Below are 13,596 nucleotides of genomic sequence, written 5' to 3' on the forward strand. Positions count from 1 at the left end.
AACAAAGTATTGGTGAGCACAGTAGTCGTGAAAAGGTCTCTAGGGAGATTATAATGAGCTCACCCACAGAATTGACAGCTTGGCAGAAACTAACAGAGCACAAACAAGAAATGGTATCTGTTAGCATGAAAAGCCTGTTTGAAGCAGACCCCAAACGTGCCGAGAAATACACCACTCAAGCGGCAGGTTGGACATTGGATTACGCAAAAAACCGCGCCAATGAAAAAACTCTTGGGCTACTAACAGACTTAGTAAAAGAAGCGGGCTTAGAAAAAGCAATTAAAGGCATGTTCAGCGGTGCGCACATCAACAACACCGAAGACCGCTCTGTATTGCACATCGCCCTACGCGCTAGCCAAGCACAAGATTCCCTTATGGTTGATGGTGTTAACGTACTAGAAGAAGTTCACAGCACTCTTAAGCAAATGGAAAAATTTGTTGCACAACTACACAGCGGTGAATGGAAAGGCTACACAGGCAAACGCATCACCGATGTCATCTCAATCGGTATTGGCGGATCTTACCTTGGCCCAAAAGTTGTCGCTGAAGCCTTAACGCCGTACGAAAAAGACGGCATTAAAGTCCATTTTGTGGCGAACATCGATGGTTCAGACATCACAGGCAAACTGAAGCTAGTGAATCCTGAAACCACCGTTTTTGTGATCTCGTCTAAAACTTTCGGTACCTTAGAAACCTTATCTAACGCTAACGCAGCGCGTGATTGGTTCCTAAGCAACGGCGGCTCACAAAGTGACGTCAGCAAACACTTCGCTGCCGTGAGCTCCAATGTGAAAAAAGCCGTCGACTTCGGCATGGCGGAAGAAAATATATTCCCTATGTGGGATTGGGTTGGCGGACGCTATTCACTTTGGTCAGCTATTGGCTTGCCTGTTGCCATTGCTGTTGGCATGGACAACTTCTACGAATTGCTAGACGGTGCTCACCAAATGGACGAGCATTTCCGTACAGCACCGTTTGAAGAGAATCTACCGGTTATCATGGGTGCATTAGGCGTGTGGTACATCAACTTCCACAACGCACAAACTCACGCCTTGATTCCTTACGATCATTACCTACGCGCCATGCCTGCTCACATCCAGCAGCTAGACATGGAAAGTAACGGTAAATCGACGCTATTGAATGGCGATGGAGTAGAAACAGACACAGGCCCAATCATCTGGGGTGGCGCTGGCACCAACGGCCAACACGCTTACCACCAGTTATTGCATCAAGGCACACGTCTTGTCCCTGTGGACTTTATCGTGCCATTGGCGTCTCACAACCCAATTGGCGAACACCACGCACAATTATTTGCTAACTGCTTAAGCCAGTCACAAGCCTTGATGGTTGGCAAAACACTTGAGCAAGCGCAGCAAGAACTTCGTGATTCAGGTGCGACAGACGAGCAGATCGCCGCTATCGCGCCACACAAAGTGATCAAAGGCAACCGCCCAAGCAACACCCTACTAACGGATAAAATGACACCCGCCACTGTTGGTGCCTTGATCGCCCTCTACGAGCACCGTACTTTTGTACAAGGCACAATTTGGGGAATCAACTCATTCGACCAATGGGGCGTAGAACTGGGCAAAGTATTGGGAACAGACATCTACAACCGTCTAGTCAGCGACAGTGACAACAGCGCACTGGATGCTTCTACTCAAGCACTGATCAAAGCGTTCAAGAAAGCTCAGGCTTAACTAAAAAAGAGCGGCTTAGACTTTCTATCATTGCATTAAAAACACCAGCCTCGGCTGGTGTTTTTGTTTTGCTATTCTCCGCTAAGAAAAAATGAATTCGCTTTAAAAGACTAACAACAAGGTTGAAATGACCTCAAGTTGACGTAAAATATCGTAACTTATTAGAAAAAGATCAAGGAATGAATCTATGATAGGCTTTATGACACCCTTCCAGCGCGATCAACTTAAGAAAAAAATAGAGTTGAATATCGATCTAAAAATTTTTTTAATGAGATTGACAAAATATATGCGCTATCAGGTGCAGGAGTCAGATACATTGACTCCAACCTAAATATCATAGAACTCCGTCCCTTTAGCAATGTATGCAGACTAGATCCTATCTATGTAATTCTTCGTGAGCCTTACGAAAACATGCCTCCAAAAGAGTTTTCTGGCTACTTAAAGCAGAATCAAAATAGTCTTAGAGAGCAAAAACTAGTTTCAGAAGCTATTGGAGCAGCATTAAACTGTACTGGCGCCGCTATAGGCTGGATTGTTGTTCTTGGTGCTGCTTTTTCAGCACCATTGACAGGAGGTGGGTCACTTCCTCTAACAATTTTGTCCTATTCAGCCGCAGGAGCAAGCACAGTTCAGTGTGGTATCAGCCTTAAAAGATTAAAAAATGAGTATAAAGAAGAAGGCATAAAAAATGACTTAATGGACTCTGAAGAATGGTATAAAGATATGTCCATGGCATTAGATGCAATATCTTTAATTGGCGTTGCTGCCGCCGCGACAAGCACTATAAAACTAGTCAGACTGACACAGTCAACCGCCAAAAAAAGCTATTCTGAAATATTAAAGGGTCTTAATAGAACTGAGCGGAAGCGCATAACAGAAGAGGCAATAAGGCTTCAACAACCAGGTATAAGTAACAAGCTACTTAAGAAATATGTTAAATCTGGTGAATTTAGTAAGCGCTATTCAAACTTCAGCATAAAAAAAACATATTCAAATCAATTAAAGGATGCAGTTGGTGCAAGCCTTGCTTTTACATCAAGCACCATCTCTGGAAACATTAACGCGCTAGCTATCGGAATATGGGAAACAACTCATGAAGAATAGTACACGAGCTCATGACTCAGACTTTATAAAACCATACCCTCCATTAAAATATGTAACATATTTCCTAATTGTCACTATTTTAAGTATCTATTCCATATCAATTACATACTCTGAAATAGGAGAAAGCTTTAATATCGAGTCGGATATAGCCTTTATTGTAAGTATACTCATTGGAATACCCTGCTTTATGTTTTTCAACATAAAAATCATTTGGGGACATCACTCTTATATAACGGCATTAAAATACCTTCATGGCTTTCCTTTAATTCTGACAATAATAGCCGCAGGAATTGAATACGCTCAAACAACTCAACTATCTAGCACCCAGCACATAAGGTTTATATCTGCATCAGTAAGCATCATTGCACTTTTTATACTTTACTCTGAGACATACTTCGGCTTTGTCACCTATAGAAAGCATCATATCCGAGTAATGCATAGGCTACATGATGGCAAACCATTAGAAGAAATTAAGATAGAAGATTAATTTTACGATCTATGAGTCGAATAAATCGTTTATTCGGCTCATAGATCTATTCACGTAGGTTTTAACCTAAGAAACCGCCTTCACCAACCACTTTTTCATCTCTTCTAAATCGGCCTTATGGTCTGGATAGCTTTCAATGACGGAGTCGATACAATCTGCAATGGCATCTGGTCGGTAAGTCACACCAACCAGCTTTTCTGCAAGCAGCTCTATTGGGTCTGGGAACAAGCTGTCGGTGAAGGTTTGCGCGGCGGTAATTTGAGCGTTACTCAGGTCGAGGTGAATTTCTACGCCGCCCCACTTAAAGCGTTCGTCTAACGTGTGGGTAAATTGAGGCGATTTGCCAAAGTTCCAATCCCAGCTTTGTTGCTGAGCGAATTTTTCGACAAAGCCAGGTAAGTCAGGCAAGGCTTCAGGGGAAATTTCTTCTATGGTTGGCGTTTCATCAAAGTGTTCACAGAAAGACTCCACAATGGCGTCACATACCAATTGGTGGTTAATTTGTGGATAAAGCGAGTCAAGGTTCGTTACACGAGATCGTACAGAAGTGATGCCTTTCGACTGGAGCTTTTTCACATCTGGGTTTAGGTAATTCGCTAGACGACTTAAATCTGCGTGCAACAATAATGTACCATGGTGAAAGCCGCGATCTTTGGTTTCTTTGTAGGCGGAGCCAGAGAATTTACGCATACCATCACCTTCTCCCACCACTAAATCGTTTCGACCATTGGCGTAGCCTTCAATGCCAAGTTTTTTCAAACCTTGCAAAACAATTTCGGTAGAGACTTCTTTGTTGTATTCAGGTTTGCCCGCCATAAAGGTAAAGTTAGTATTGCCTAAATCATGAAATACCGCACCGCCACCACTTTGACGACGAGCAAGGTGTATTTGGTCTTGCTCCATCTTGTTGATATTACATTCTTTCCACGGGTTCTGAGAACGGCCAATCACCACGGTTTCAGCATTTCGCCATAAAAACAACACGCGCTGATCCGCTGGCATAGAGCGAAAAATACAATCCTCCACCGCCAGGTTAAAATGAGGGTTATTAGAATGGGAGATTAGAATTCGGCTAGCCATGGCATTTTCTCGTATTACAAAAGGAATAAGCTTAAAAATCAGCTACCTTTATAACGTTTTCGCAGACATAAAAAAACCACGATGCTTTCACATCATGGTTTTTAGAGAGAAGTATCTAACACCTATTTATAGGTATTCAACTTTCTCGATTTCATAAACCACTTCACCACTAGGAACTTGAATGGCAACTTCGTCGCCTTCTTCTTTCCCAATAATGGCTTTCGCGATAGGTGAAGCGTAAGAGATTTTCTTCACTTTCACATCAGCTTCATCGTCGCCGACAATTTTGTAAGTGACAGTCTCTTCGGTATCAACATTGAACAAAGTCACTGTTGTACCAAAAATCACTTTGCCAGTTACTGGCAATGCTTTAACGTCAATCACTTGTGAATCTGCAAGTTTGCCTTCGATCTCTTTAATACGACCTTCAGCAAATCCCTGCTCTTCACGAGCCGCGTGATATTCTGCGTTTTCTTTTAAGTCGCCATGCTCACGCGCGGTTGCGATATCCGCAATCACGCGAGGACGGACGACAGTTTTCAAGTGATTAAGCTCTTCTCTAAGACGAGCTTCACCTTCTACTGTCATTGGTACTTTTTTCATTATTTCCCCAAGTGCAAATCTTGCAGTCTTCTAACTTTCGTTTCACCTGTTAGGCTAATCGCCATACTCGTTGCTTCAGCACCAGCCAATGTCGTAGTGTAACAAACCTTACGCTGTAAAGCTGTACGACGAATAACAGAAGAATCTGCAATCGCTTGAGTACCAGACGTCGTATTGATGATGTAATCAATTTCGCCATTTTTCATCATATCTACGATATGTGGACGACCTTCATTCACCTTGTTCACTTTACGAACTTCAACACCACGCTCAGTCAGGTATTTCGCTGTACCTTCGGTACCTACAAGGTCAAAGCCTAGTTCAGCCAAACGACGAGCGACGTCTACCGCGCCTTCTTTGTCCATATCGCGAACACTGATGAAAGCACGACCAGATGTTGGCAATTCCGTACCACCACCAAGAACCGCTTTACCGAATGCTTCAGCGAAGGTATCACCCACGCCCATCACTTCGCCCGTAGACTTCATTTCAGGCCCAAGGATTGGATCGACACCTTGGAACTTGTTGAATGGGAAAACGGCTTCTTTCACGCTGTAATAAGAAGGAATGATTTCTTTAGTGAAACCAAGCTCTTCCAGTGTTTTACCTGCCATTACCAAGGCAGCAACTTGCGCCAAAGAACGACCGATACATTTAGAAACGAAAGGCACAGTACGTGATGCACGAGGGTTAACCTCGATCACATAAATTTCACCATCCTGAACCGCAAGCTGAGTATTCATCAAACCAACAACGCCAAGTTCTAGCGCCATGTTTGTGATCATCTCACGAATGTCATCTTGCACTTCTTTCGACAAAGAGTATGGAGGCAAAGAACACGCAGAGTCACCAGAGTGAACGCCCGCTTGTTCGATGTGCTGCATGATGCCGCCGATAACCACTTGATGACCATCACTGATACAGTCGATATCGATCTCAATCGCTGCATTCAAGAAGTGATCTAGCAAAACTGGGCTGTCGTTAGATACTTTCACAGCGCTGGTCATATAACGCATCAATTCTTTTTCGTTATAAACGATTTCCATCGCACGACCACCCAATACATAGGATGGACGAACCACAAGTGGGTAGCCGATAAGTGCGGCTTTCGCTGCAGCTTGCTCAACGCTACGCACTGTCGCGTTATGAGGCTGTTTGTAACCCAAACGCTGGATCATGCTTTGGAAACGCTCGCGATCCTCTGCACGGTCGATAGACTCAGGCGTTGTACCAATGATTGGCACGCCTTCGTTTTGCAAAGCACGAGCGATTTTCAGTGGCGTTTGACCACCGAATTGAACGATCACGCCTTTTGGTTTTTCTTTGCGAACAATTTCTAACACGTCTTCAAGCGTTACTGGCTCGAAGTACAAGCGGTCAGACGTATCGTAGTCAGTCGATACTGTTTCAGGATTACAGTTCACCATGATGGTTTCGTAACCGTCTTCACGTAGACCTAGCGCTGCGTGTACACAGCAGTAGTCAAACTCGATACCTTGACCGATACGGTTTGGACCACCACCAAGGATGATGACTTTTTCCCGATCCGTTGGTGCTGCTTCACACTCGTCTTCGTACGTTGAGTACATGTACGCTGTGTTAGTTGCAAATTCTGCCGCACAGGTATCAACACGCTTGTAAACTGGATGAACGTTCATTAAGTAACGACGCTCACGCATAGACTTTTCAGTCACGCTTAACAAGCTAGCCAGACGCGCATCAGAGAAACCTTTACGCTTCAAACGACGAATCACGTCGTAAGTCATGTCGATCAGACCTTTGTCTGCCAACGCAGCTTCTTCTTTGATCAAGTCTTCGATTTGCACCAAGAACCAATGATCAACACCAGTTGCTTCGTAAACTTCGTCTACTGTCATACCAGAACGGAAGGCATCACCAATGTACCAAATACGGTCAGAACCAGGAGATTGAAGCTCGTAAGCCAATTTCTCTTTGCTGTTTTCTTCAGCAAAATCCAACTGAGGATTGAAGCCATCAGAACCCACTTCTAAGCCGCGCAATGCTTTTTGCAAAGACTCTTGGAAAGTACGGCCAATCGCCATAACTTCACCAACCGACTTCATTTGCGTGGTTAGACGATCATTCGCTGTTGGGAATTTTTCGAACGTAAAACGAGGAATCTTAGTAACAACGTAGTCAATTGCAGGCTCGAAGCTCGCTGGCGTTTGACCACCAGTAATATCGTTTTGCAACTCATCAAGCGTGTAACCAATCGCCAATTTTGCTGCGATTTTCGCAATTGGGAAACCAGTTGCTTTCGATGCCAAAGCAGACGAACGAGATACACGAGGATTCATCTCGATAACAACAAGACGACCTGTTTTTGGATCCATACCGAACTGTACGTTGGAACCACCGGTTTCTACGCCGATCTCACGCAATACCGCCAAAGAAGCGTTACGCATGATTTGATATTCTTTATCCGTCAAAGTTTGTGCTGGCGCAACTGTAATGGAGTCACCTGTGTGAACCCCCATAGCGTCAAAGTTTTCAATCGCACAAACAATGATGCAGTTGTCTTTTTTGTCGCGGACAACTTCCATTTCGTACTCTTTCCAACCGATCAAAGATTCATCGATTAGCAATTCGTTGGTTGGAGACAAATCCAAACCACGAGTACAGATTTCGTCGAACTCTTCCATGTTGTACGCGATACCACCGCCGGTACCACCCATAGTGAAAGAAGGACGAATAATACAAGGGAAGCCTACTTCAGCTTGAACTTTAAGCGCTTCTTCCATGTTGTGAGCAATACCCGCACGCGGACACTCAAGACCAATTGCGCGCATCGCTTTATCAAAACGACTACGATCTTCTGCTTTGTCGATAGCATCTGCTGTCGCACCAATCATCTCAACATTGTATTTTTCTAGAACACCGTGACGCTCAAGATCCAACGCACAGTTCAATGCTGTTTGGCCACCCATAGTTGGTAAAACCGCATCTGGGCGTTCTTTTTCAATGATTTTTTCTACTGTTTTCCATTCAACTGGTTCGATGTAAGTCGCATCAGCCATAACTGGGTCAGTCATGATAGTCGCTGGATTTGAGTTCACCAGAATAACGCGAATGCCTTCTTCACGAAGCGCTTTACACGCTTGCGCACCAGAATAGTCAAACTCACAAGCCTGACCGATAACAATAGGGCCTGCACCTAAAATTAAGACGCTTTTTATGTCAGTACGTTTTGGCATAATATTTCGCTCCGCTCCTACTTTTAGGCTTTAGTGGCTTTGATGTTTTCAATGAACTGATCGAACAACGGCGCAACATCGTGTGGCCCCGGGCTCGCTTCAGGGTGACCTTGGAAGCTGAATGCACTCTTATCTGTACGCGCGATGCCTTGCAAAGAACCATCGAACAAAGATTTGTGAGTCATCACAAGGTTAGCTGGCAAAGTGTCTTCATCTACCGCAAAACCGTGGTTTTGGCTGGTGATCATCACTGTGCCTTTTTCAATAGCTTGTACCGGATGGTTTGCACCGTGGTGACCAAACTTCATTTTCTTGGTTTTCGCGCCAGAAGCCAAAGCCAAAAGCTGATGACCAAGACAGATACCAAAGACAGGAATATCTGTTTCTAGGATCTCTTTAATAGCTTGAATCGCGTAGTCACATGGCTCTGGGTCACCAGGTCCATTGGATAGGAATACGCCATCTGGATTCATCGCCAAAACGTCACTAGCTGGAGTTTTTGCTGGCACAACGGTTAAACGGCAACCGCGCTCAACCAACATACGAAGAATGTTACGTTTCACACCGAAGTCATAAGCAACCACGTGGAAGTCGAAAGATTCTGGCGTCGTGTGACCTTTCACAAGATCCCAAGTAGACTCAGTCCACTCATACGCTTTCTCAACCGTTACTTCTTTCGCTAGATCCATGCCTTTCAAGCCTGGGAACGCTTTGGCAGCAGCAACCGCAGCCGCTTCATCTAGGTTTTCACCTGCCATGATGCAACCCGCTAGCGCGCCTTTTTCACGAAGGATACGAGTCAATTTACGCGTATCGATGTCGGCAATACCAACCACACCTTTGCGCTTCAAGTAAGAATCTAAAGATTCTTGTGAACGCCAGCTGCTAGCAACCAAAGGAAGATCACGAATGATCAAACCTTCACACCACACTTTATCGGATTCTTCATCTTCAGAGTTAACGCCTGTATTCCCGATGTGGGGATAGGTCAAGGTGACCATTTGTCGAGCATAGGAAGGATCAGTAAGAATTTCTTGATAACCGGTCATTGAGGTGTTGAATACTACCTCGGCCGTTGAGGAGCCATCTGCTCCGATCGACACCCCTTTAAAAATCGTGCCGTCTTCCAGAGCCAGAATCGCTGATGTTGCCAAAGGAACCTCCCATTTAGAGACTATCAGGTTGCAAAAAAGCGAGATAAACCGGCGGCTCATCTCGCTTTTAAGAAATTGCGTTTTTGCCGTTCTTCCAATGATGGATAACCAATGGATCTCGCGTTCAAAAAATCTGCCTAATTCTACTCCGATACGACTTTTGCGTCCACCGAATTGCCGAGAAAACAGGCAAAAACACGGGATTTGAACGCATTTTTTCTTGACTTCTTAGTCAAGAATAAGCACAGGACAAAATAACCTCTCAACACAACAATCCATCAGCGACACTTTTAGCTGCATCGTAACCATTTAGGTTACCCAATACCGTCAAAGAAAAAACCATTGCTGCAGCAGGCCCTTTGCCAGTCAAAATGTTGCCATCCATCACCACAGGCTCATTCGCAATGTACTCAGCACCAATCAACCCATCTTCAAAACCTGGGTAACAAGTCGCTTGTTTATCCACCACAAAACCATGAGTACCAAACACTACAGCAGGCGACGCACAGATAGCCGCTAATAAAGCGTCTTGAATATCATGTTTTTCCAACATATCGATTAGCAACTCGCAGTCACGCAAATGCTCAGCACCTGGCATACCGCCAGCCAACACGACAGCATCAAAAATTTGATCCGCCACATCTGTTAATAAAACATCGGCTTCTAATTTAATGCCGTGTGCCATAACAACTTGCTTCGATTCATGAATACTCGCCACAGTAACTTCCACGCCACCGCGTCGCAACACATCGATAATCGTAATGGCTTCAATATCTTCATTGCCGTTAGCAATAGGAACCAATACCTTGCTCATACTTTACCTCTTTCAAATACATTAAATTCATAAAAGCGTTAAACAACAACTTCGTTTAAAGGCTTTCTATTTTCAGTGTAAACAAACAAGCCGCTTCGTGGTCTTGTTCTATTTGCCCTTTTTTTTCTATTTGATAGTAATTTTTTCGGCGACCAACCAATTCGAATCCTAACGATTCGTAAAGGGAAATGGCGCCTAGATTCGACTCACGCACTTCCAGCAGCAGCTCACTAACACCCAGCTGCGCGACCGTCTCTAACCAAACCATCATCAACTGTCTAGCTAGCCCCTGTCTACGGACAGAGGAATCAATCACAATTAATTCTAATTCGGACTGATCAAGCACCATCGACGCAGTTAACCAACCAACGATCGATTTCTGCGTCGCGTCTCCTAACTCAACCACCCAATTTTTGCGTGTCTGTAATGCATCAGCGACCAAGCTTTCCCCCCAAGGGTGAGGATTAGACAAGGCATCAAGTTGAATAATAGGAAGCAAATCTGACTCAACAGCCAGACGAATAGAAACAGAAGGAATCATAAAATTGAACGCCTCATTAAAGGCAAAAAGATTAACGGAAAAAGCTGGATTGCATCACTTGCCACGCATCTTTGCGCAGTTCAGGAATACGATACAATTCAGACAAACTTACGATGTGCGCAGTAGGATAGTGTTTTAACGGGCTTTCAGGTGGTAAATCTTCCACTAACTGCGTAATTTGCGCACCAGCCAGCACTAGCCATGGAGTTTCAGGGAAATCTTTTACCAAACGGCCCACATAGCTTTCTAACGCGCCAAACAGCCAATCGGTACGATTCAAGAAGTACGGATTGCGCAATTGCCCCGGCCAACTAAACGCACTGCCCTGCCATTCATCAATCGGCTGTTTTAACAAGGCTTGCCCCATTTTTAACGCCAAACGCTCAATGTCTTCCGCTTGAGAAAATACTTGAGGGACATCGCTTAGAATCAAAAGTTTATTAGACAAAGCATAAGCGTGAATATTCAGTCGCGTAATTTGAGTATTTAGCGTTGGATCTGGCTCAACCACAATATCGACAGCCAACTCTTCGATTGGCTGCAAATCTTCGACGATAATTTCCGGCCCAGCGTTTAACTGCTCTCGCAAGTTATGAACCAAAGGCTCTTTTTCTTCTGGCGATAATTTAGGTACTGGCGCTGGCTCGGCAGATCTAAATCCTGCTGAAGGCTGATTACTAAAAGACTCCGCAGGTGACGCTTGCTCCATGGCCACATCTATTGGCCAAGGCTGGAGCGGCATAAAAACCGTGCCCGTCACACTGTCCGTAGCAGACTCACTTTTCTCAATAGGCAACCAGGACACCACGCCCATTTGCGCTAAGCAATGAGTCTGAAAAGCCTGTTGAGGTGGTAATTCGCGGGACATAATAACCTTAATCGCAGTCGTAAAAGTGCACATTCATCTAATTGAATATTGGTAAGCAAATATACTCGCTTACGCCAACAGATGCCACTTGATGGCCTAAAGCTTGCTAGAGATCTTTGCACCATGGCTGTGTATAATCGCAACCAATTTAAAGCAACTCCGTAAAAGGTATGAAAACATGGTGTCTTTGTTATCTCGTTTGATGGTTATCGCTGCCGTTTCGATCAGCAGCTTCAGCTTTGCCGACAGCCTGCCAGATCTTAAAGGTCGCACGATTTTAGCTGTCACCGAAAATGCCTACACGCCACTTAACTTTGTCGACCCAGCAACAGGTGAAGGTATTGGTTGGGAATACGATGCCATGAACGAAATTGGCAAACGCTTAAACGCCAACATTGAATGGCACCTAAGCAGCTGGGACACCATGATCCAAGCCGTCAAACAAGGCCAATACGATGTCGGCATGGACGGCATTACTATTAATGAAGAACGCGCCCAGCAAATTGACTTCACTATTCCTTACATGACTTCTCAACAGCTCATGTTAGTGCGTTCCGATGAAAAACGCTTTAACGATGCAAAATCCTTTGCCGCCAACCCAGATCTACAATTTGGTGCGCAAGCAGGCACCACCAACTTTTATGTCGCCGTCTACGATGTGCTTGATGGCGATGAAAACAATCCTCGCATCACCTTATTGGACACCTTTGGCGCGTCAGTCCAAGCACTTAAATCTGGCGATGTGGACAGCGTACTAATGGATGCCGCCTCTGCTCGCGGTTATATCGGTGCCAATCCAGGTGCGTTCAAAATCGTTGGAGGCCCATTGGGATCTGAAGATTTTGGCTTCATTTTGGCTAAAGGCTCAGACCTTGTTAAACCGATCAATGCGGCAATCGAAAGCATGAAAAAAGACGGCACATTAGAAGCCCTGAACAAAAAATGGTTCTTCGACTATAACCGCTAAAAAAACCACTCAATAGAAACAACAAACTCACAGCAACGGATCTTATACTTTTATAGCGATCCGTTTTTTATTGTTAACCACCACGGAACGGTCTTGCTATGAATGTATTATGCCCTTTAAAAAATCCCTAGAACGCACGCCTTGGTGGCTCGTCACCATCATTATTATTGCTCTGGTTCTGCTATGGAACATGATTTCCGACCAAAGCTATCAACGCATCGCAGGCGCACTAAGCGAAGGATTGCTGACGACAATCGGCGTAACATTTACCGCCTTTATATTGGCAAGTTTTCTTGGGTTATTAATTGCACTGGCAGGATTTTCTCGTCATCGCATTCTTCGTGAATTCGCACGCTTTTATGTAGAAATATTTCGCGGCGTGCCCGTTCTCGTACTGCTGTTCTACATCGCCTTTGTCGGCGCACCAGAAATGGTAAAATTCTACAACTGGGCATTACAAATGCCGATTGAAGCGGGCTGGATAGAAAAAGCTCGCACACGAGATTTCACCCTACTCTGGCGCGCCATTATTGCCCTAGCCATCAGCTACAGCGCCTTCATTGCTGAAGTATTCCGCGCAGGCATTCAAGAAGTTGGCAAAGGACAAATAGAAGCAGCCAAAGCCTTAGGCTTATCCAACTGGCACCGCTTCCGCCTTATAACCCTGCCCCAAGCCATGCGCAAAATCTTACCGCCCCTTGGCAACGACCTCGTCGCCATGATCAAAGACTCCGCACTCGTCTCGGTACTCGGCGTACAAGACATCACCCAACTCGGCAAAGTATTCAGCTCCTCCACCTTTCAATTCTTCGAAACCTACAACGTCGTCGCCTTCATGTACCTCGTACTCACACTCAGCTTATCGCTAATGATACGAGCCTTTGAAGCGCATTTGAGACGCAATGATCATCATTGATTAGAGACTAGCTCCCGCCCGCTGCTAAGGGGGAAGGGGTATTCTCTTCTTTGGGCTCCATTCAAACGCTTTGTATTCCCGACCTTTATTCCGCCCTGCTGGGCGTGTAACTTTTTGCTAGCGCCCAAAAAGTAACCAAAAATTCGC

General features: G+C 44.9%; 12 protein-coding genes. 5 read left to right on the plus strand and 7 right to left on the minus strand.

Features of this window, described 5'->3' with window-relative positions; translation table 11 throughout:
- The first annotated feature begins 53 nt into the window (after nt 1–53).
- The 3 genes from pgi to KPL72_RS19905 all read left to right on the plus strand — a co-directional run bounded on the left by pgi (nt 54) and on the right by KPL72_RS19905 (nt 3,291).
- On the plus strand, nt 54–1,700 hold the full coding sequence (pgi, locus tag KPL72_RS19895) for a glucose-6-phosphate isomerase (protein WP_219704193.1): 1,647 nt from the start codon (nt 54–56) through the stop codon (nt 1,698–1,700).
- 411 nt (nt 1,701–2,111) lie between these two features.
- Entirely contained in the window at nt 2,112–2,804 is a 693-nt protein-coding gene (locus KPL72_RS19900; RefSeq protein WP_219704194.1) for a hypothetical protein, read from the plus strand.
- Nucleotides 2,794–3,291: a hypothetical protein gene (locus tag KPL72_RS19905; protein WP_219704195.1), complete on the plus strand. Its 498-nt coding sequence runs from the start codon at nt 2,794–2,796 to the stop codon at nt 3,289–3,291. Before KPL72_RS19900 ends, KPL72_RS19905 begins: the two co-directional genes overlap by 11 nt.
- Before the next feature lie 66 nt (nt 3,292–3,357).
- Here KPL72_RS19905 and lplA read toward each other — a convergent pair whose 3' ends face one another.
- The 7 genes from lplA to KPL72_RS19940 all read right to left on the minus strand — a co-directional run bounded on the left by lplA (nt 3,358) and on the right by KPL72_RS19940 (nt 11,566).
- Entirely contained in the window at nt 3,358–4,371 is a 1,014-nt protein-coding gene (lplA, locus tag KPL72_RS19910; RefSeq protein WP_219704196.1) for a lipoate--protein ligase, read from the minus strand.
- A gap of 126 nt (nt 4,372–4,497) precedes the next feature.
- Nucleotides 4,498–4,974 carry a transcription elongation factor GreA gene (gene greA, locus KPL72_RS19915; protein WP_212916687.1) on the minus strand — a complete coding sequence of 159 codons (477 nt, stop codon included), beginning with the start codon at nt 4,972–4,974 and terminating at the stop codon, nt 4,498–4,500.
- The gene (gene carB, locus KPL72_RS19920) at nt 4,974–8,189 is read right to left on the minus strand and encodes a carbamoyl-phosphate synthase large subunit (protein WP_219704197.1); all 3,216 of its coding nucleotides are present in this window, start codon (nt 8,187–8,189) and stop codon (nt 4,974–4,976) included. The genes greA and carB overlap by 1 nt, the downstream gene beginning before the upstream one ends.
- Before the next feature lie 23 nt (nt 8,190–8,212).
- A complete protein-coding gene (gene carA, locus KPL72_RS19925; protein WP_219704198.1) occupies nt 8,213–9,343 on the minus strand; it encodes a glutamine-hydrolyzing carbamoyl-phosphate synthase small subunit in 1,131 nt (376 codons plus the stop codon).
- Nucleotides 9,344–9,605: 262 nt separating this feature from the next.
- A complete protein-coding gene (locus tag KPL72_RS19930; protein WP_212916690.1) occupies nt 9,606–10,157 on the minus strand; it encodes a DJ-1 family glyoxalase III in 552 nt (183 codons plus the stop codon).
- Nucleotides 10,158–10,212: 55 nt separating this feature from the next.
- Nucleotides 10,213–10,698, minus strand: a complete 486-nt coding sequence (locus KPL72_RS19935) for a GNAT family N-acetyltransferase (protein WP_219704199.1) — start codon at nt 10,696–10,698, stop codon at nt 10,213–10,215.
- A gap of 31 nt (nt 10,699–10,729) precedes the next feature.
- On the minus strand, nt 10,730–11,566 hold the full coding sequence (locus KPL72_RS19940; protein WP_219704200.1) for a hypothetical protein: 837 nt from the start codon (nt 11,564–11,566) through the stop codon (nt 10,730–10,732).
- Nucleotides 11,567–11,744: 178 nt separating this feature from the next.
- On the opposite strand from KPL72_RS19940, the gene KPL72_RS19945 reads away from it, so the two are divergent.
- Together KPL72_RS19945 and KPL72_RS19950 are read left to right on the plus strand one after the other, a co-directional pair.
- A complete protein-coding gene (locus KPL72_RS19945; RefSeq protein ID WP_212916693.1) occupies nt 11,745–12,533 on the plus strand; it encodes a transporter substrate-binding domain-containing protein in 789 nt (262 codons plus the stop codon).
- A 109-nt stretch (nt 12,534–12,642) separates the two neighbouring features.
- Nucleotides 12,643–13,449 (plus strand): amino acid ABC transporter permease, encoded by an 807-nt coding sequence (locus KPL72_RS19950; RefSeq protein ID WP_219704201.1) that lies wholly within the window; start codon nt 12,643–12,645, stop codon nt 13,447–13,449.
- The last annotated feature ends 147 nt before the right edge of the window (nt 13,450–13,596 follow it).

Source organism: Marinomonas lutimaris (assembly GCF_019426345.1).
GTDB lineage: Bacteria > Pseudomonadota > Gammaproteobacteria > Pseudomonadales > Marinomonadaceae > Marinomonas > Marinomonas lutimaris.

Bases quoted from the DNA above. Each gene is read 5' to 3' on its own strand.
- pgi (WP_219704193.1), top strand. From the start codon at position 54: ATGAGCTCACCCACAGAATTGACAGCTTGGCAGAAACTAACAGAGCAC.
- KPL72_RS19900 (WP_219704194.1), top strand. From the start codon at position 2,112: ATGCCTCCAAAAGAGTTTTCTGGCTACTTAAAGCAGAATCAAAATAGT.
- KPL72_RS19905 (WP_219704195.1), top strand. From the start codon at position 2,794: ATGAAGAATAGTACACGAGCTCATGACTCAGACTTTATAAAACCATAC.
- lplA (WP_219704196.1), bottom strand. From the start codon at position 4,371: ATGGCTAGCCGAATTCTAATCTCCCATTCTAATAACCCTCATTTTAAC.
- greA (WP_212916687.1), bottom strand. From the start codon at position 4,974: ATGAAAAAAGTACCAATGACAGTAGAAGGTGAAGCTCGTCTTAGAGAA.
- carB (WP_219704197.1), bottom strand. From the start codon at position 8,189: ATGCCAAAACGTACTGACATAAAAAGCGTCTTAATTTTAGGTGCAGGC.
- KPL72_RS19930 (WP_212916690.1), bottom strand. From the start codon at position 10,157: ATGAGCAAGGTATTGGTTCCTATTGCTAACGGCAATGAAGATATTGAA.
- KPL72_RS19935 (WP_219704199.1), bottom strand. From the start codon at position 10,698: ATGATTCCTTCTGTTTCTATTCGTCTGGCTGTTGAGTCAGATTTGCTT.
- KPL72_RS19940 (WP_219704200.1), bottom strand. From the start codon at position 11,566: ATGTCCCGCGAATTACCACCTCAACAGGCTTTTCAGACTCATTGCTTA.
- KPL72_RS19945 (WP_212916693.1), top strand. From the start codon at position 11,745: ATGGTGTCTTTGTTATCTCGTTTGATGGTTATCGCTGCCGTTTCGATC.
- KPL72_RS19950 (WP_219704201.1), top strand. From the start codon at position 12,643: ATGCCCTTTAAAAAATCCCTAGAACGCACGCCTTGGTGGCTCGTCACC.